This window comes from Sphingobium sp., from assembly GCF_036170395.1.
GTDB lineage: Bacteria > Pseudomonadota > Alphaproteobacteria > Sphingomonadales > Sphingomonadaceae > Sphingobium.
This window is the reverse complement of the sequence record NZ_JAVHPD010000050.1, coordinates 1-16869: the sequence shown is the minus strand read 5'-3', so window position 1 is coordinate 16869 and position 16869 is coordinate 1. Positions and strand designations below refer to the sequence as shown.

The following is a 16869-nucleotide window of genomic DNA, read 5'->3' as shown; positions in this document are numbered from 1 at the left end:
ATTCCCGCTTAACGGAACGCCGTCAGCTTCCCGTCGTCCGCCAGCACGTAGAGGACGTTGTTCGCGACGATCGGCGACAGGGACATGGACCGATCCAGATCGACCGTCGCCTGCACCGCGCCCGTCGCCGGATCGGCATAGACCATCTCGCCGCGCGTCGACACCACGATCAGGCGGTTGCCGGCCAGGATCGGCCCGGTCCAGCGGATCGCCTTGTCCTTCTTCTTTTCCTTCTGCCAGCGGCGCAGCTGGCTGACCCAGCGGATCTTGCCGGTCGCCCGCGCGACGCACAGCAGGCGGGCGTCGCTGGTGACGGCGAACACCCATTCGCCCGCGACCCATGGGGTGGAGATGCCGGCGATGTTGATTTCCCACAGGCGCTGGCCGCTGGTGAGTTCATAGGACGCCATGCGTCCGCCCTGACCGATCGCGAACACGCGGCCGCGATCGATCACCGGATCGGCGTCGATATCGGTCAGCGTCGCCACTGCCGTCGAGATGCTGGTGCGCGACAGCGCGTCGCCCCACAGGGTCCGGCCGTTCTCATAACGATAGGCGGTGATTTCGCCCGAGCTATATCCTGCGATCACCGTGCCCTGCGCGGCCGCCGGCGCGGCGACGCCGAAGATGCCGGTCACCTGGAGCGTGCCGCTGTCGGTCCACTGGGTTTCGCCATCGGACTGGTTCAATGCGAAAATCTGGTTGTCCTGGCCCATCACATAGACATGGCCGTTCTCCAGCGTCGGCGCGCCGCGCAGCGGACCGCCGGGATGCTTCTTCCAGATGACCGATCCGTCCGCCGCATTGAGCGCGAACACGTCGCCAAAGCCGGTGCTGGCAAACAGTTTGTCGCCGATCGCGCTTACGCCACCGCCGAACAGCGCGCGGCCATTGCCCTTGCCCTCCGCCGGCAGGCTGGTCTGCCAGACTTTGCCGCCGCTCGCCGCGTCGAACGCGATCACATGCGCGCCCGCGTCGATCACGAACAGCTTGCCGCCGGCAACGACCGGCGCGGCGGCGAGCCGCGCCTGGGGCGAACTGCCCTCGATCGATGCGGACCAGATCTGGCTCGGCGACCCGCCGAGCGACACATGGCCGACCATCTTGGAAGGGTCACCGCCCGGCTGCGCCCAGGCGTCGTTGACGACCGGCGCGGGCAGGGTGACAGGCACGTCGGCCAGCGCGGGATCGACCTCGACCCCCTGTTCGTTGGACAGGATCGAAATGCGGTTGCCCACCACCGGGGTCTTGGGGCCGCCCTTCTTGCCGCCGATGATGCCGCATCCGCCCAGCAGCGCGATGATCGCAGCCACGGTGACGACATGCCCCAACTTCTTGATCGCCATCGGCTTCATCATCCTTCGGTGGTTTCGGCCGGTTCGACCGCATCGACGCCCATCGCACCCGCCATCTGACGCGCGCGTGAACGGATGGTTTCAGGGACATTCTTGTCCTTCGCCATGGCGGCGAACATCGGCCCGGCCAGGTCGGTCTTGCCCATGGAAGCATAGGCCAGCGCCACCAGTTCGCCCGCGCTGCCGAACCAGGGCGCGCCCTCGATCGCCAGCGGCTTCAGCCGGTCCACGACCTGCTGGGGCGTCAAACTGCCATATTCGAGCGCGGTCTGGCGGATGAGCGCCAGGTCGCGATAGGGCTGGTCCAGCCCTTTGTCGGCCGCCATGGCGCTATAGATGGCGATCGCGCCCTTGGCGTCGCCCTTGCGCGCCGCGACGCCAGCCTTCGTCAGCAGCGCCGACGCGCGATAGCCAGGCTGGCTTGCCTTGGTGAGTGCATCCAGTTCCTTGGCGTCGGGAGTTCCGCCGCCCACGGCACTGGTCAGCACCGCATCCATCTTCTCCGATACGGCCTCGGACTGCTGGCGGCTATGATGCTGCCAGTAGAGCCAGCCCCCGAACGCCGCGAGGCCAAGCACCAGAACCGCCAGAGCGATGCGGCCATAACGCTGCCAGAAGGTCAGAAGCTGGTCCTGACGGACGGCTTCATCGACCTCGCGCATGAAGACTTCGCTATTTTGCGGCGTCAGGGCCACGATATTCTCCAGGAAACGGATCAGAAACGAATGCGGCGGAAGGCGCGATCAATAGCGGCGCTCTGCGCCCACGCAAATCACTTTTTCGGGCGATAGACCTGTTCTTCGGTGGGGAAGCTGCGGCTTCGCACATCGGCGGCGTAGCGTTCCGCCGTCCGGCCGATGATCTCGGCGATATTCTCGAACCGTTTGACAAAGCGGGGCACGCGCTCGAACATGCCGAGCATGTCTTCGGTGACGAGCACCTGGCCATCGCAATGGGCCGACGCGCCGATGCCGATCACCGGAACCGGCACGCCGTCGGTGACGGCGACAGCGATCTCCTCCATCACCCCTTCGATCACCATGGCGAAAGCGCCCGCGTCGGCGACGGCCTTGGCATCGGACACGATCTTCTCATGCTCCTCCCGGCTCTTGCCCCGCGCGCCATAGCCGCCCAGCGCATTCACCGCCTGCGGGGTGAGGCCCACATGCGCCATCACCGGGATGCCGCGCTGGCTGAGGAACGCGATCGTCTCCGCCATCGCGACCCCGCCCTCCAGCTTCACCGCCGCCGCGCCGGTTTCCGCCATGATGCGGCTGGCGCTGGCGAAGGCTTTGCTCGGCGATGCTTCGTAGCTGCCGAAGGGCATGTCGACGATGACGAGGCTATGATAGCTGCCCCGCACCACCGCCGCCCCATGGGCGATCATCATGTCGAGCGTGACCGCCAGCGTTGAGGGCAGGCCGTAGATCACCTGCCCCAGCGAATCGCCGACCAGCAGCATGTCGCAATGCGGATCGAGCAGCTGCGCCTGCCGCGCGGTGTAGGCGGTCAGCATCACCAGCGGATCGGCGGTGCGGCCATCCACCTTGCGGCGCTGGACGGCCGGCACGGTCAGCCGCTTCATCGGCGCGGGCGTGGGATTGGCGCGGCTGGTCGCGGTGTCGAGCGTGAAAGTCGTGGACATGCGCGCGACTTAGCCCAGCAGGGGCGAGCGCGCAAATAGTGGAGGGATGCCGCCGCTACCTGTTGAGCAGCCTTTGCTCCATCAATGTTCGCATGTCTCGCCGCCCATCGGCGATCAGCAGGATAAGCACGACATTGTCCACTAAGCTATAGATCAGGCGATAGGGCGGATACACGAGCTGTCTCACGTCCTTCATACCCGATGCCGTCAGTTCCTGAGGAACCGAGCCGCGCAACGGAAAATTCTGCAATGACCGGACGCGTTCGGTTAGCCGGTCCAGCAGATCGTCGGCATCCTCGATCGTCCTCACCTCTGCGAGATAAGCGTGGATGGACCGGAGATCATCGTTGGCCGGCCCGGTCAATATCACGTCATAGCGCGTGTCACTCATCTTCGGCCCGGTCACGCGCTTTCAACTGGGCTACAGCTTCATCCCAGGGGATTGTGCGCCCAGCCTTGAAATCCTCCAGGCCGAGCGCCACGATCTTGAGCATCGCCAGTGTCTCTTGGGTTTTCTCATATTCCCGGATGTCTTGGACGATCGCCTTCGCCTCGCCATTTTGGGTGAGGATCATTGGCTCCGCGCCGTCGTGGAGTTCGGCTAGGATTTCGGCGGCGTTGGCCTTGAAATAGCTGATCGGTTTGATCCGGGTGGAATAACGCATTGGGGCAGTCCTCGATCAAATGAGGACCAAATATAGTCTAATGTACTGGCTTAAGCAAACGAGGCGGCATTGCCGCCGCCCCGCTCCACTCGGATCATCAGAAGCTGAACTTGATCGTCCCGCCCCAGGTCCGGGGATCGCCCGGCTGGCCCGCGATCAGGCCGACATTGCCCGGCGCGACTTGCAACAGTTCGATATAGTTCACGTCGAACGCATTGCGGACCCAGCCGAACACATCGAAGCCGTCGCCGCGGAAGCCCCCGCGGAAATTGGTGAGGGCATAGCCTTTCACCTCCGTATAGGCGGACGGTGAAGCGTTGGAGTTCCAGCGCGAGCGATAATTGCCGTCGACGCCCAGATAGACCTGGCCGTCCTTGTCCAGCAACGTCACCGGCACATTATATTCCGCGCCGTAAGAGAAGGCCCATTTGGAAACGCCCGGCAGCTGCTGTCCGGAAATGTCGCAATTGGGCCGGCTGAAGCCGCCGGGGGTGCCGGGCGCGCTCCACTGCGCCGAATTGGTCGTCACCGTGCCGCCCGCCAGTTCGGGCGGGCAGGGGGCATCGACGAACTTCTTATATTTGGCGTCGGTATAGGCGCCGTTGGCATAGGCGGTGAAGCGATCGCTGGCGACCACCTTGAAATCCGCCTCGATGCCCTGCGAGCGCACCTTTTCCGCATTGGCGAGATAGCCGCGCAGTACGCCGAACTGGCCGTTGTTCACCGTCGCCTGGAAATTCTTGATCTCGGTGCGGAAGGCGGTGAGGTTGAAGGTCGCGCGCCGATCCCAGAACTGGGTCTTGAGGCCGATCTCATAATGGTTGACCGATTCTGGCTTCACCGTGCCGGCGCTGGTGATCGGCTGGTTGTTGCTGTCGAGCGGCAGGCCATTCTGGTTGATGCCGATCGTCTTGAAGCTCTTGGCATAGGTGGCATAGGCCAGAATGTCCGGCGCGATCTTGTAGTTGACGTTGAAGTCGTAGGTGAAGTTCCAGTCGGTGGCCGACGGCGCGCTGATCTGCGGCTGATAGACGCCGCATTGCGCGGTCAGCACCGAATTGCCGGTCGTGGCGGTGGGCGCGCAACTGCTGATGACCTGACCCGTCCCGGTCGTGACCACGCGCTGGTAGAAGCCCGACTTCTTGTCATAGTTCACGCGCGCGCCGGGCTGAATGGTGAGTTCGGGCGTCGCCTTCCAGCTCAGCTGGCCGAACAGGGCGGCGCTGGTGCTTTTCAGATATTGCGTGTTCGTGGCGGTCAGCCCGTTCAGCACGTCGCGATTATAGACATTATTGGGGTCAGTCGAAGGCGACAGGTTCCATCGGGTGGCGTCGCGACCCTGCGATTCGGTGCCCTGGGTATCGATCCGCTGCTTGAAGCCGAACGCACCCAGCACGAAGTCGATCGATTCGCTTTCGTAATTGTAACGGAATTCCTGGCTATACTGGTCCTGCTGCGACGGGTTTTGCGATCGGGCGACCACAGCAAGGCCGGTGAAGTCGCGGTCATTCTCCGGCTTCCAGTCCCAGAAGCGCCAGGCCGTGACCGATGTCAGCGTGCCGGGGCCGACATCCCATTTGACCCGCAGCGACGCGCCGCCGATCTTGTTTCCGGCATTGAGGCTGGAATCGAGATCGGTCAGCCGGTCATAGGGATTGCGGCTCGGCACCTGATAGGCGCGGCCATTGGCGTTGGCGGCGGCGACCAGCGCGTCATATTGCCGCGCAAGCGCGCGCTGGGTGCGCCCGACGCGCACGAACACCGTGCCGCAGCATTCGGGATCCTGCTTGCTGTAATCGCCCGACAGGGTGATGGCGAGGTCGTCATTGGGCTGGAACAGCAATTGCCCGCGAATGCCCAGATTGTCCTGCTCGTTGATCCAGCGCTGCGATGTCACATTATAGATGGTGCCGCGCCGGCTGGTCGAAGCGATCGCGACGCGCGCGGCCAGCGTGTCCGACAGCGGACCGGAAATGGCCGCCTTGCCCTGGCGATAATTGAGGTTGCCGACGGTCAGTTCGGCCCGTCCCTCAAACTCGAAGGTCGGCTGGTTGGTGGTGATGTTGATCGCCCCGGCGGTCGTGTTCTTGCCGTAGAGAGTCCCCTGCGGCCCGCGCAGCACTTCCACCTGCGCGACATCAAGGAAGTCGAAGGTCGCAGCGGCCACGCGGCTGTTATAGACATCATCGACATAGATGCCGACACCCTGCTCGAACCCGTCGCTGGTCAGGCCGAAGGGCACGCCCAGGCCACGGATGTTGACCGATGTGTTGCGCGGGTTGGAGGTATAGACCTGGAGCGTGGGGGCAAGCTGTTGCAGCTTCACCACGTTGAAATTGCCGGTCGCCTCGATGCTGTCGCCCCGGATCACCGATATGGCGAGCGGCACTTCCTGCGCCGTTTCCGCGCGGCGGCGGGCGGTGACGACGATCACATCGCCACGGCTTGGCTGGTCGACGGCGCTCTGTTCGGGCGCAGCTTCTGCGGCCGGCAGCGGCGCTGCGGTCTGGCCCGAGGCGGCGGTGGCGATGAAGGTCGAGCCCGCCACGCCGGCAAGCAATATGGTACGCGCAATCATGATGATCCCCTTTTATCCGGCGGTCCGGTGGTCGTTTGATCGCGGCAGTTCCGGCAGTCCGGTCATAGCCGATATGGTCGGGATGATCGTTGGTCGGCGGCTCACCCCCTTGCCGCCTGTGGGCCTTATGGCCCTTGTCTGCTCGCCCCCTTGGCCTCGCCTATCCGGCGGTCAGGCGGGTCTTTTCCGTCACGTCGATCTGCACCACCCGCGCGTCATGCACGGTCAGCGTGATCGATCCGAAGCGCAGCCCCTCCAGCACCCCGCGCACCTTGTCGATGCTGGCGGCGATGTCGGGGCGCGTCGCGTCGACGCGCGCCGCGTGGAAAGCGGAATGTCCCTGTTCGTTCATACGGCCCTCTTTCCGACCTATTATCTCAACTGTGAAGATAGACAAAAAAGCAAATATAAGGGGCGCGCAAGTTTGTCTTGTCGCGCCCCTCGGGGGTGAGCCTTATGGGTGGAGCGGGTGCGGCGGCTTTTCCTGCGGCAGCAGGGGCGCGGCGGGGCGCATCTGCCGCACGGCGCTCGCCTGCTCCTGCGCATTGTCGATCAGCCGTTCCAGCAAAGCCTGCCCGAACGCCCAGTCGCCCAGCCCGGAGTCGGCGTTGATGTGACCCGCATGACCCGCATCGACGAACTGGCTGCCCCAATTCTTGCCGATGCTGTGGGCGCGCTCGAAGAAGATATACGGGTCATCGCGGCTGGCGACGAGGATCGAGGGGAAGGGCAGTTGCGCGCGGGGCGTCGGGCCGAAGCCGCCGATCGTTTCGGGCGTCTCCATCCGGTCGCAATCGGGCGGCGCGACCAGCAGCGCGCCTGTCACCGGCCAGCCATAGGCCTGGCTCTGGAGCGCGCCCCACCAGGCGACGGCCATGCAGCCGAGGCTATGCGCCGCCAGCACCACCGGGCCGTTCGCTTCGCGGATAGCCGCGTCGAGCCGCGTGACCCAGGCGTTGCGGTTCGGGCTGGCCCAACTGCCGAGGTCCACGCGCTGGCAATCGCCCCGCTTGCGCTCCCACAAGCTCTGCCAATGGCTCGGCCCGCTGTTGTTGAGGCCGGGGATGGTCAGCACGACCGGCTGGCGCGCCTCGCCCGTGAATCCGAATCGCTCCATAGTCTGATCCTCATCCTTCGTTGCGAGCCTTTTCATTTAAATCTATCGTTGCGATAGACAATGGCTTGGCGACGAAATGTGGTGAAATTTGGGCAGTCGGAAAAAGGCCAAACAGCTGTCCCACTCGCTGTTCCACTTAACGCGCCAAACGCCCGAAATCGCGTCCGTTTCCTGGCCCGCAAGCAAGTGTCATGCGCCTTGCAAAAAATGCGCTATGTTGGTGCAACCGGGGGATCGCCGAAGGGTTCCTCCGCCTCACCTCGAAAGGAGCGAAAAGCCCATGAAGATCAATCGTAGCGGCTCGGCCGTCTGGACCGGCGGATTGAAGGACGGCAAGGGTGCGATCTCGACCCAGAGCGGCGCGCTGAGCGCCTATCCCTATGGCTTTGCCGCCCGGTTCGAGGGGCAGCCGGGCAGCAACCCGGAGGAACTGATCGCCGCCGCCCACGCTTCCTGTTTCACCATGGCGCTCTCGCTGATCCTCAGCGAAGCGGGTCTCACCGCCGAGAAGATGGAGACCAGCGCCGTCGTGACGCTCGAGAGCCAGGATGGCGGCTTTGCCGTCACCGCCAGCCGCCTCACGCTCAAGGCCACCATCCCCGGCGCGGACGACGCCACCTTCCAGGAACTGGCAGGCAAGGCGAAGGCGAACTGCCCGATCTCCAAGCTGCTCAACGCCGAGATCAGCCTTGAGGCGGAACTGCTGAACTGACGACCGGCAGAGATTTGGACAGGGCTTGGGCGCGGACATGCTCGCGCCAGGCGATATAGAGGCCGCTGGCGATGATGAGGACTGCGCCGATCCACGTCGTCGCCATCGGCCACCCCTCGCCGATGAACGCGCCGAGCAGGGTGGTCCAGATGATCGCGCTATAGTCCATCGGCAGCACGACAGACACCGGACCGAAGCGCAGCGCCGCCGTCAGCAAGATCTGCGCCGCGCCACCGACCACGCCGATGACCAGGAGCAGACCCCAGGTCTCCGCGTCATGTGGCTGGGCGAAGAACAGCATGGCTATGCCCAGCGGCGCCATCGACAACAAGGTGAACCAGAAGACGACCGTGCCTGCCTGCTCGGTGCGGCCCAGTTCCCGCAGCACCAGGCTGACCATCGCCGTCACGACGGCGGCGGCTAGCGCGACCGCGACCCCTTCGGCCGGGAAATGCCCCGCGTCCGGGCGGACCATCACCAGCACCCCGGCAAAGCCCAGCAGCACCGCGCCCCAGCGATGAATGCCGGTCGCCTCGCGCAGGATGAGGGCGGACAGGATCGTCCCGAAAATCGGCATGGTGAAGCCGATCGTCGCCGCCTCGGCTGGCGGCAGCAGGATATAGGACAGGAAATTCAGCAGCATGCCGACAAGGCCGATCGTCATCCGCGCGGCATGGACGCCGATGCGGCTGGTGCGGATCGTGCCGATGCCGCTCGTCATCGCAACCGTGGCGAACACCACCGGAATCGCAATCAGCTGCCGATAGAAGGCCGTTTCGATCAGGTTGACGCCATGGTTGGCGGCGATCCGGCCAGTGACGAACATGATCGACAGGCACAGGACCGCAACCAGGCGCAGCGCCATCGCAAGCAGCGGGCGATGGGGGCGAGAGGGGACGGCGTCGGTCACGCAACCCCCTTAGCCCGGTCGCGCCGCAGCGCAACCGGGCCAGTTGTCAGGTGATGGGCTTGCGGAACTTGAGCGTCATCCGGTCGCTCTCGCCGATTGCGAGATATTTGGCCTTGTCGACCTCGCCGTTGCGCAGAACCGGGGGCAGGGTCCACACGCCCTTTTCCCAGTCCGCCGTATCCTTGGGATTGGCGTTCACCTCCGAAGCGCCGACAAACTCGAAGCCCGCCTCCTGCGCGATGCGCTTGATCGTCGAGACCTTGAGATAGCCGCTCGTCTTTTCGAGCGCGGTATCGCGGCTTTCGGGCAGGCGATGGTCGACCACGCCCAGCGTGCCGCCGGGCTTCAGCATCGTGAAGAAGGCCTTGAACGTCTCGCCTTCCTTGCCGCCCATGACCATATTGTGGACGTTGCGGAAGGTCAGCACCGTGTCCACGCTGCCCGCCGGGATCTGCGCCGCTTCCTCGGGATAGGCGACGACCTTCACCTTGCCATAGACATCGGGCTTCGCGGCCAGAAATTCCTTATATCTGGGCAGGTAGCCGCCGGTCGGCTGAAGCGCGTAGAAAGTGCCGGATTGCGCCAGCAGCGGGGCCAGAATTTCGGTGTACCAGCCGCCGCTCGGCGAATATTCGACCACCGTCTGCCCCGGCGTCACGCCGAAGAAGGTCAGCGTCTCGACCGGATGGCGATATGAGTCGCGCGCCACATTGGCGGGGGTGCGGGTCGGCGCGGCCACCGCGGCGGCGATCGGGTCGGCGGGCGCGCCATGGCCGGCATGCTGTGCAACGGCCGCGCCGAGCGGCAGAAGGGCGGCGACGAGGGCAAGGGGGACGAGACGGTTCATGGGGGAATCCTCTCTCTTCAGGGGGAGAGAGGAGGATGTGCCCCGCCCGGCCGGGCGAGGCAAGCGAAACCCGTGTGTTAGCCCTTAGAGACAGGCTTCCAGGAACGGCTGGTCGAACCCGAACTGGCGCGCCTTGTCGAGCGTATAGGGGCGCAGGCCCATGGAGCGATATTCGCCCACAATCTTCCCGCTGTCGTCCTCGTCATGATATTCGAACTTGAACAATTCCTGCGTGACGATGACGTCGCCTTCCATGCCGATCACTTCGGTGATGTTGGTGACGCGGCGCGACCCGTCGCGCAGGCGCTTCACCTGCACGATCAAATCCACCGAATCGGCGATCTGCTTGGAAATCGCTTCCTTCGGGATCTTGATGTCGCCCATCAGGATCATGTTTTCCATACGGCCCAGGCATTCGCGCGGCGAGTTGCTGTGCAGCGTGCACATGGAGCCATCATGGCCGGTGTTCATCGCGGCGAGCAGGTCGAAGCACTCCGCGCCACGAATTTCGCCCAGGATGATCCGGTCCGGCCGCATACGCAGCGCGTTCTTGACGAGATCGCCGATGGTGATTGCGCCCTGACCCTCCAGGTTCGGCGGGCGGGTTTCGAGCGGCAGCCAGTGCGGCTGTTGCAGCCGCAGTTCCGCCGCGTCCTCGATCGTCAGCACGCGCTCGCCCGGATCGATCATCTTCGACAGGGCATTGAGCATCGTCGTTTTGCCCGAGCCAGTACCGCCCGAAATGACGATGTTGAAGCGGCACGCGCCCGCGATCTTGAGCGCGGTCGCCATCTTCTGGTTCATCGCGCCCCATTGGGCGAGCATGTCGATGGTGATCGGCTTGGCGGAGAATTTACGAATCGAGATGGCGGTGCCGCGCAGGCTGAGCGGCGGCACGATCACGTTGACGCGGCTGCCGTCGGGCAGGCGGGCGTCGGCCAGCGGCGTGGTCTGGTCGACCCGGCGGCCGACCTTGTTCACGATGCGCTGCGCGATCTGGAACAGATGCTCCTCGTCGCGGAACTTGATCGGCGCGATCTGGAGCTTGCCCTTCTTTTCGATATAGGTCTGTTCCGGGCCGTTCACCATGATGTCGCTCACATCCGGGTCTGCCAGCAGCTCCTCGAGCGGCCCCAGGCCCAGCAACTCGTCCACCAGAACTTTTTCCAGCGCGAACTGCTCGCGCCGGTTGAGGGTCAGCTTTAGTTCCGCCAGCACCTCCATGATGATCGGGCGGAATTCCTCCGCCAGCTCATCCTTGGTGAGCGTCGCCGCCGCTTCGGGATCGACGCGCTCCAGCAGGCGGGGCAGCACCTGTTCTTTGATCTTGTGAACGCTCGCCTCGAACCCCTGCGGCCCGGCATCGGCCACATGCTCGGCATTGGCGCGGTCGGACAGGCGCGCCATGGCGTCGGCATTGCGCTGCATCTGGCTCGTCGGGGCGGACAGCGGATCGAACGGCGCTTCGCCGGGCAGGGATGCGATATCGAGCGGGGGGAACTGGTCGCCGCCGCGCGGCGCTTCCTGCGCTGCGCCATTGCCCTGCATCGGCTTGGCCACGCCGAAGCCGGCTTTCATTCCGGCAGGTCCATTCTTCCGTCCAAAGGCGCTCATAGGTCTCCGCCATCAAATCGGGACCGCGCGAGCCCTAAAAGGCCCGCCGATCCAAGAGAGTCAGGGAAGGTGAATAGGGCGGAAACTTTGACAAATGGCTAATGGGCGGGGGCGCGGCGCTCCGCCAGTATCTCGACCTCGTTGGGATGATACCAGTGGCCGTCCCAGCAGCGGGCAGGGGCCTCGGCGCGAGCCGGCGCGGGGGCGGCGGGGCGGATGGCGCCGGGGAGGGCCGCTACCGGGGTCAGGTAAGTGCCTTTGGGGGACGGCGGATCGTCCGCCTTGCGCATCCCCAGTTCCAGCGCCTCGAAATCCCAGGCCCGGATAAGATCGCAGCGGATGGCAGGGGCGGGCGGATGGACGAAGGCGCGATGCAACTCGTGCCAGGGCGTGACCGCGCCGATCAGCAGCGCGCCGATCAGCCATGGCCGGACTCGAGGCGTCGTGACGATCGCCTCGGCCGTCAGCACCGCCAGGATGGCGAGCGCGGTGATCGACGCCCGCATCATGAAGTCGATCGACCAGCCGACCCGCACCAGCGGCACGGCCATCAGGACGAGCAGCGTCAGGATCAGGCTGTCACGCCCGAACCGGCTGGCGGACGCGGCGAACAGCAGCGGAACGGCAAAGACGCCGACCTCCAGCAGCAGGAACAGCGCCCATTGCGCGATCGGCAGCGGCGCGATCCGCGCGCCCACCCCGTCCCCCGCGCCGGAGGCCAGATAGAGCAGCGAGGGCAGGGCGATCAAGCTGGCGAGAGCGGGCAGCAGGATGTCGGCGGGGCGAAGGCTGCGGCTCAGGAGGCTGCGCACGCCGGCGAGCGCGGCGAAGGGCAGGCCGCCGGCAAGTCCCAGCGGCGACCAGAGCGCGCAAAGCGGCATCAGCACCAGCCAGGGGGCCAGCGGCGCGCGACCGCTGCGCCAGAGGAGGAATCCCACCGCGCCGACCCATCCGGACAAGCCATGCTGCGGCACCCAGAAGAGCAGGGTCATGGTCGAGGAATATTGGAGGAACGCCCAATTCTCCATATGGTCGGACAGGCCATCTCGCACCAGCAGCCGGCCCAGAGCATCGAGACCGCTGAACGCAATCACGACGGCAAGGGCGATCCATTTGGCGCGGCGGCTGTCGAACAAGGTTGATCCGAGCGCGAGCAGCGTGCCGATCAGGACGGCGTTCTGCGCCAGCAGCGCCATGTCCGCTGCCGCGCCGCCACCCGCCTTGCCGATGAGCGCCGGCAGCAGGAACATGCCGATCGGCGCGCGCAGCAGCAGCGGCCCACTCTCGCTCGCATAAGCGAAAGGCCAGGGATTGACCGCCATGTCGCGCAGCACGGCGAAACGCACCTGCCAGTCGATATTGGCGTAGAAGAACCGCCCTTCGCCGCTCAGCAGCAGCAGGATCGCGCTGACCCCGATGCACAGCAGCAATGCGCCGAACGTCGGCCCGTCCCGCGCCGGCATGGCGCGCAGGATCGCGCGACAGAGGAACAGGATCGCAAGGGCGGCAAGCGGGTAAGCCCAGACCGGACCCAGCCCGAGAAAGCGCCAGAGCAGCAATTGGTCGAAGCCCAGCCAGCCGACAAGGAGGACGAAGAGCCAGCCGGACGGGACGACCCGCTCCAGCAAGCGGCGCGCCGGGTGTGTCGAACGGGGTAGGGCAGCCTCGCGCATCGACGCCACCATGGCAAAGAAAAAGGGGCGCGGAAAGCGCCCCTCTCTCGATGGTCAGCGCGGGCGAGGCTGGCTCAGCCGGCTTTCTCCGCCAGCACGGTCAGACCCTTCTCATTCACCTCAGCAAAGCCGCCCTGAACCGGAATGATCTCCGGCGTAGCGCCAGCCGATGCGAAAATCTGGATGCTGCCGTCGCGGACCGTCGACATGAAAGGCGCATGGCCCTCCAGCACGCCGAAATCGCCGTCCGTGCCGGGCACGACCACCTGCCACACCTCCTGCGATCGGACGAGCTTCTCGGGCGTCACCAGTTCAAAATGCAGTGCCATTCTATAATCTCCCCCCTCCCTTCCAGGGAGGGGCCGGGGGTGGGTGCCATCGCCATGCGATGGCCTGCGCCCTAGCCGAGAGGCGGGAGGCGCGCTTCGCTCGCTACCCACCCCTCAATCCCCTCCCTGAAAGGGAGGGGAGGCTTTGTTGCTTACGCCGCCTCGGCCGCCAGCTTCTTGGCCTTTTCGACCGCCTCGTCGATGCCGCCGACCATGTAGAAGGCGTTTTCGGGCAGATGGTCATATTCGCCCTCGACCACCGCCTTGAACGACTTCACCGTGTCCTCGATCTGGACGAACTTGCCGCTGATGCCGGTAAAGACTTCGGCGACGTGGAAGGGCTGCGACAGGAACTTCTGGATCTTGCGCGCGCGAGCGACGGTCAGCTTGTCCTCTTCGGACAGCTCGTCCATGCCCAGAATGGCGATGATGTCCTGAAGCGACTTGTATTTCTGAAGGATCGACTGGACCGCGCGGGCGGTGTCATAATGTTCCTGACCCACGGTGCGCGGCTCCAGCACGCGGCTGGTGGAGTCAAGCGGATCGACCGCCGGGTAGATGCCCAGTTCCGAGATCGCGCGGTTGAGCACGGTGGTCGCGTCCAGGTGCGCGAAGCTGGTGGCCGGCGCGGGGTCGGTCAGGTCGTCCGCGGGAACGTAGACGGCCTGCACCGAAGTGATCGACCCCTTGTTGGTGGAGGTGATGCGCTCCTGCAGCGCGCCCATGTCGGTTGAAAGGGTCGGCTGATAGCCCACCGCCGAAGGAATACGGCCGAGCAGCGCCGACACTTCCGCGCCCGCCTGGGTGAAGCGGAAGATGTTGTCGACGAAGAACAGCACGTCCTGATTCTCGACGTCGCGGAAATATTCGGCGATCGTCAGGCCCGACAGGGCAACGCGGGCGCGCGCGCCCGGCGGCTCGTTCATCTGGCCGTAAACGAGCGCGACCTTCGATCCTTCGCTGATGGCGTTGCCGTCGGCATCCTTGGCGATGACGCCCGCGTCGAGGAACTCGTGGTAAAGGTCGTTGCCCTCGCGCGTCCGCTCACCCACGCCCGCGAACACGGAGGTGCCGCCATGGCCCTTCGCGATGTTGTTGATGAGTTCCTGGATCAGCACGGTCTTGCCGACGCCCGCGCCGCCGAACAGGCCGATCTTGCCGCCCTTCGCATAAGGTGCGAGCAGGTCGATCACCTTGATGCCGGTGACGAGGATCGCGCTTTCGGTCGACTGGTCGACGAACTCGGGGGCCTTGGCGTGGATCGGCGACTTGAGGTCGGTGGCGACCGGGCCGCGCTCGTCGATCGGCTCGCCGACGACGTTCAGGATGCGGCCGAGCGTCGCGGGGCCGACGGGCACGCTGATCTGCGCGCCGGTGTCGGTCACTTCCTGACCGCGAGTCAGGCCGTCGGTCGAGTCCATCGCTATGGTGCGGACGGTGTTCTCACCGAGATGCTGGGCGACTTCCAGCACCAGGCGCTGGCCGTTATTGCTGGTTTCCAGCGCCGAAAGGATCGCGGGGAGCGCATCGGGGAAGGTCACGTCGACGACGGCGCCGATGACCTGCGAAATGCGGCCTACATTGTTGGTGGTTGCCATTGCTTCGTTTCCTTGCCTTCTTCGTCTCTCGGCCGTCACCCCAGCGAAGGCTGGGGTCTCTTGCCTCAATGTCCTGCCCATCCGCCTGAGATGCCAGTCTTCGCTGGCATGACGAAAAGGGTTAAAGCGCCTCCGCGCCCGAAATAATCTCGACCAGTTCCGTGGTGATCGCGGCCTGGCGGCTGCGGTTATACTGGATGGTCAGCTTATTGATGAGGTCGCCGGCGTTGCGGGTCGCATTGTCCATCGCGGTCATCGACGCGCCCTGTTCGGATGCGTTGTTTTCCAGCAGCGCCTTGAAGATCTGCACCGTCACGTTGCGCGGCAGCAGGTCGTCCAGGATCGCTTCTTCGCTCGGTTCATATTCCACCGTCGCGCCGATGGCGTTGCGGTCGGCGGTCGTGGGGATCTTTACGGGGATGATCTGCTGCTCGGTCGGGATCTGCGCCAGCGCCGACTTGAAGCGCGAGTAGAAGAGGTGCGCGACGTCGAACTTGCCATCGAGGAACATGGTGCTCAGTTCCTGCGCCACCGCCTGCGCCTGGGCGAAGCCGGGTTCCTTGGCACCGGTGGTGTCGAACTGCGCCACGATCTTGCCGGGATAGGCGCGGTTGATGACCGGGCGACCCTTGCGCCCGATGAGGTAGAACAGCACCTTCTTGCCGTCCAGTTCCAGCTCGCGCGCCTTGGCGAGGGCAGCCTTGACGATGTTGGCGTTGAACGCGCCGGCCAGACCCCGGTCGGAGTTGGCGACGACCAGCAGGTGCACCTCATCCTTGCCGGTTCCTGCGAGCAGCGGCGACGCGCCTTCGCCCGAACCGCCTGCGATCTTGGAGGCGAGGCTGGCGACCACCGCTTCCAGCCGGCTGCTATAGGGGCGCGCGGCTTCGGCGGCGGCCTGCGCCTTGCGCAGCTTCGCGGCGGCGACCATCTGCTTCGCCTTGGTGATCTTCTGGGTCGATTTGACCGACCCGATCCGAATTTTCAGTTCCTTGAGGCTGGGCATATTCTACCTACTTCAACCCTTTTCCGTCATTCCCGCGCAGGCGGGAATCTATCTCTGGACCGTGCCCCAAGAACGACGCTTGGGAGATGGATCCCCGCTTTCGCGGGGATGACGGTGTTTATTGCCGATCAGGCGAAAGTCTTGCCGAAGCTATCGAGCGCGGCTTTCAGCTTGCCCTTGGCGTCATCGCCCAGATCCTTGCTGTCGCGGATCGCGGCCAGCACCTCGGGATGATCGTGGCGCAGATAGGCCAGCATCAGCTCCTCGTAGCGGTTGACGTCCTTGACCGGGATCGCGTCGAGATAGCCGTTGGTGCCCGCGAAGATCGACGCGGTCTGCTCCTCGAAGGGGAGGGGCGAGAATTGCGCCTGCTTCAGCAGTTCAGTGAGGCGCGCGCCACGATTGAGCAGCTTCTGCGTCGAAGCGTCGAGGTCGGAACCGAACTGGGCGAAAGCCGCCATTTCGCGATACTGCGCCAGCTCCAGCTTGATGCTGCCCGAGACCTTCTTCATCGCCTTGGTCTGCGCGGCGGAGCCGACGCGCGACACCGAGAGGCCGACGTTGATCGCCGGGCGGATGCCTTGGTAGAAGAGGTTGGTTTCCAGGAAGATCTGGCCGTCGGTGATCGAAATCACGTTGGTCGGAATATAGGCCGACACGTCGCCCGCCTGTGTCTCGATGATCGGCAGTGCGGTGAGCGAACCCGCGCCATTGGCGTCGTTCATCTTCGCCGCGCGCTCCAGCAGGCGGCTGTGCAGGTAGAAAACGTCGCCCGGATAGGCTTCGCGGCCCGGCGGGCGGCGCAGCAGCAGCGACATCT

16 protein-coding genes and 1 pseudogene are annotated in these 16869 nt (G+C 65.0%); 1 reads left to right on the top strand and 16 read right to left on the bottom strand.

Translation table 11 applies throughout. The features are described 5' to 3' along the window. Positions 1 to 8: 8 nt before the first annotated feature. The 8 genes from V2B31_RS13455 to V2B31_RS13420 form a co-directional block, all read right to left on the bottom strand. On the bottom strand, positions 9 to 1346 hold the full coding sequence (locus V2B31_RS13455) for an outer membrane protein assembly factor BamB family protein (protein WP_328279351.1): 1338 nt from the start codon (positions 1344 to 1346) through the stop codon (positions 9 to 11). Positions 1347 to 1354: 8 nt separating this feature from the next. Continuing rightward, complete coding sequence (locus V2B31_RS13450; protein ID WP_328279349.1) at positions 1355 to 2050, bottom strand: tetratricopeptide repeat protein; 696 nt, start codon at positions 2048 to 2050, stop codon at positions 1355 to 1357. A gap of 77 nt (positions 2051 to 2127) precedes the next feature. Continuing rightward, positions 2128 to 3000: a 3-methyl-2-oxobutanoate hydroxymethyltransferase gene (panB, locus tag V2B31_RS13445; RefSeq protein WP_328279347.1), complete on the bottom strand. Its 873-nt coding sequence runs from the start codon at positions 2998 to 3000 to the stop codon at positions 2128 to 2130. A 55-nt stretch (positions 3001 to 3055) separates the two neighbouring features. Further along, positions 3056 to 3391 (bottom strand): type II toxin-antitoxin system RelE/ParE family toxin, encoded by a 336-nt coding sequence (locus V2B31_RS13440; protein WP_328279345.1) that lies wholly within the window; start codon positions 3389 to 3391, stop codon positions 3056 to 3058. Then, positions 3384 to 3665 carry a type II toxin-antitoxin system Phd/YefM family antitoxin gene (locus V2B31_RS13435; RefSeq protein WP_328279343.1) on the bottom strand — a complete coding sequence of 94 codons (282 nt, stop codon included), beginning with the start codon at positions 3663 to 3665 and terminating at the stop codon, positions 3384 to 3386. Before V2B31_RS13435 ends, V2B31_RS13440 begins: the two co-directional genes overlap by 8 nt. 97 nt (positions 3666 to 3762) lie before the next feature. Next, a complete protein-coding gene (locus tag V2B31_RS13430) occupies positions 3763 to 6243 on the bottom strand; it encodes a TonB-dependent receptor (RefSeq protein WP_328279341.1) in 2481 nt (826 codons plus the stop codon). Positions 6244 to 6403: 160 nt separating this feature from the next. Then, the gene (locus tag V2B31_RS13425; RefSeq protein ID WP_328279339.1) at positions 6404 to 6595 is read right to left on the bottom strand and encodes a YezD family protein; all 192 of its coding nucleotides are present in this window, start codon (positions 6593 to 6595) and stop codon (positions 6404 to 6406) included. A 102-nt stretch (positions 6596 to 6697) separates the two neighbouring features. Further along, positions 6698 to 7360: an RBBP9/YdeN family alpha/beta hydrolase gene (locus tag V2B31_RS13420; protein WP_328279337.1), complete on the bottom strand. Its 663-nt coding sequence runs from the start codon at positions 7358 to 7360 to the stop codon at positions 6698 to 6700. A 280-nt stretch (positions 7361 to 7640) separates the two neighbouring features. Between V2B31_RS13420 and V2B31_RS13415 the strand changes: the two genes are divergently transcribed. Next, positions 7641 to 8072: an OsmC family protein gene (locus tag V2B31_RS13415; protein WP_328279335.1), complete on the top strand. Its 432-nt coding sequence runs from the start codon at positions 7641 to 7643 to the stop codon at positions 8070 to 8072. On the opposite strand, the gene V2B31_RS13410 is transcribed toward V2B31_RS13415, so the two are convergent. The 8 genes and pseudogenes from V2B31_RS13410 to V2B31_RS13375 all read right to left on the bottom strand — a co-directional run. Next, on the bottom strand, positions 8044 to 8937 hold the full coding sequence (locus tag V2B31_RS13410) for a DMT family transporter (RefSeq protein WP_328279429.1): 894 nt from the start codon (positions 8935 to 8937) through the stop codon (positions 8044 to 8046). The two genes, V2B31_RS13415 and V2B31_RS13410, sit on opposite strands and share 29 nt — an antisense overlap. A 91-nt stretch (positions 8938 to 9028) precedes the next feature. After that, positions 9029 to 9829, bottom strand: a complete 801-nt coding sequence (locus V2B31_RS13405) for a class I SAM-dependent methyltransferase (protein WP_328279333.1) — start codon at positions 9827 to 9829, stop codon at positions 9029 to 9031. A gap of 84 nt (positions 9830 to 9913) precedes the next feature. Beyond that, the gene (locus V2B31_RS13400) at positions 9914 to 11443 is read right to left on the bottom strand and encodes a CpaF family protein (RefSeq protein WP_328279331.1); all 1530 of its coding nucleotides are present in this window, start codon (positions 11441 to 11443) and stop codon (positions 9914 to 9916) included. Positions 11444 to 11541: 98 nt separating this feature from the next. Continuing rightward, the gene (locus V2B31_RS13395) at positions 11542 to 13116 is read right to left on the bottom strand and encodes a hypothetical protein (protein ID WP_328279330.1); all 1575 of its coding nucleotides are present in this window, start codon (positions 13114 to 13116) and stop codon (positions 11542 to 11544) included. Between the two features lie 74 nt (positions 13117 to 13190). Further along, positions 13191 to 13445 carry an ATP synthase F1 subunit epsilon gene (locus V2B31_RS13390; RefSeq protein WP_328279328.1) on the bottom strand — a complete coding sequence of 85 codons (255 nt, stop codon included), beginning with the start codon at positions 13443 to 13445 and terminating at the stop codon, positions 13191 to 13193. A gap of 152 nt (positions 13446 to 13597) precedes the next feature. Next, positions 13598 to 15043, bottom strand: coding sequence for a F0F1 ATP synthase subunit beta (gene atpD, locus V2B31_RS13385; protein ID WP_328279326.1), 1446 nt, complete (start codon positions 15041 to 15043; stop codon positions 13598 to 13600). Positions 15044 to 15164: 121 nt separating this feature from the next. Continuing rightward, the gene (locus V2B31_RS13380; RefSeq protein ID WP_328279324.1) at positions 15165 to 16049 is read right to left on the bottom strand and encodes a F0F1 ATP synthase subunit gamma; all 885 of its coding nucleotides are present in this window, start codon (positions 16047 to 16049) and stop codon (positions 15165 to 15167) included. Between the two features lie 128 nt (positions 16050 to 16177). Continuing rightward, positions 16178 to 16869 (bottom strand): annotated as a pseudogene (locus tag V2B31_RS13375) (F0F1 ATP synthase subunit alpha); the annotation flags it as partial.

Coding starts and splice junctions, on each gene's coding strand:
- V2B31_RS13455 (WP_328279351.1), bottom strand. CDS start 1,346: ATGGCGATCAAGAAGTTGGGGCATGTCGTCACCGTGGCTGCGATCATC.
- panB (WP_328279347.1), bottom strand. CDS start 3,000: ATGTCCACGACTTTCACGCTCGACACCGCGACCAGCCGCGCCAATCCC.
- V2B31_RS13440 (WP_328279345.1), bottom strand. CDS start 3,391: ATGAGTGACACGCGCTATGACGTGATATTGACCGGGCCGGCCAACGAT.
- V2B31_RS13435 (WP_328279343.1), bottom strand. CDS start 3,665: ATGCGTTATTCCACCCGGATCAAACCGATCAGCTATTTCAAGGCCAAC.
- V2B31_RS13430 (WP_328279341.1), bottom strand. CDS start 6,243: ATGATTGCGCGTACCATATTGCTTGCCGGCGTGGCGGGCTCGACCTTC.
- V2B31_RS13425 (WP_328279339.1), bottom strand. CDS start 6,595: ATGAACGAACAGGGACATTCCGCTTTCCACGCGGCGCGCGTCGACGCG.
- V2B31_RS13420 (WP_328279337.1), bottom strand. CDS start 7,360: ATGGAGCGATTCGGATTCACGGGCGAGGCGCGCCAGCCGGTCGTGCTG.
- V2B31_RS13415 (WP_328279335.1), top strand. CDS start 7,641: ATGAAGATCAATCGTAGCGGCTCGGCCGTCTGGACCGGCGGATTGAAG.
- V2B31_RS13410 (WP_328279429.1), bottom strand. CDS start 8,937: ATGGCGCTGCGCCTGGTTGCGGTCCTGTGCCTGTCGATCATGTTCGTC.
- V2B31_RS13405 (WP_328279333.1), bottom strand. CDS start 9,829: ATGAACCGTCTCGTCCCCCTTGCCCTCGTCGCCGCCCTTCTGCCGCTC.
- V2B31_RS13400 (WP_328279331.1), bottom strand. CDS start 11,443: ATGAGCGCCTTTGGACGGAAGAATGGACCTGCCGGAATGAAAGCCGGC.
- V2B31_RS13395 (WP_328279330.1), bottom strand. CDS start 13,116: ATGCGCGAGGCTGCCCTACCCCGTTCGACACACCCGGCGCGCCGCTTG.
- V2B31_RS13390 (WP_328279328.1), bottom strand. CDS start 13,445: ATGGCACTGCATTTTGAACTGGTGACGCCCGAGAAGCTCGTCCGATCG.
- atpD (WP_328279326.1), bottom strand. CDS start 15,043: ATGGCAACCACCAACAATGTAGGCCGCATTTCGCAGGTCATCGGCGCC.
- V2B31_RS13380 (WP_328279324.1), bottom strand. CDS start 16,049: ATGCCCAGCCTCAAGGAACTGAAAATTCGGATCGGGTCGGTCAAATCG.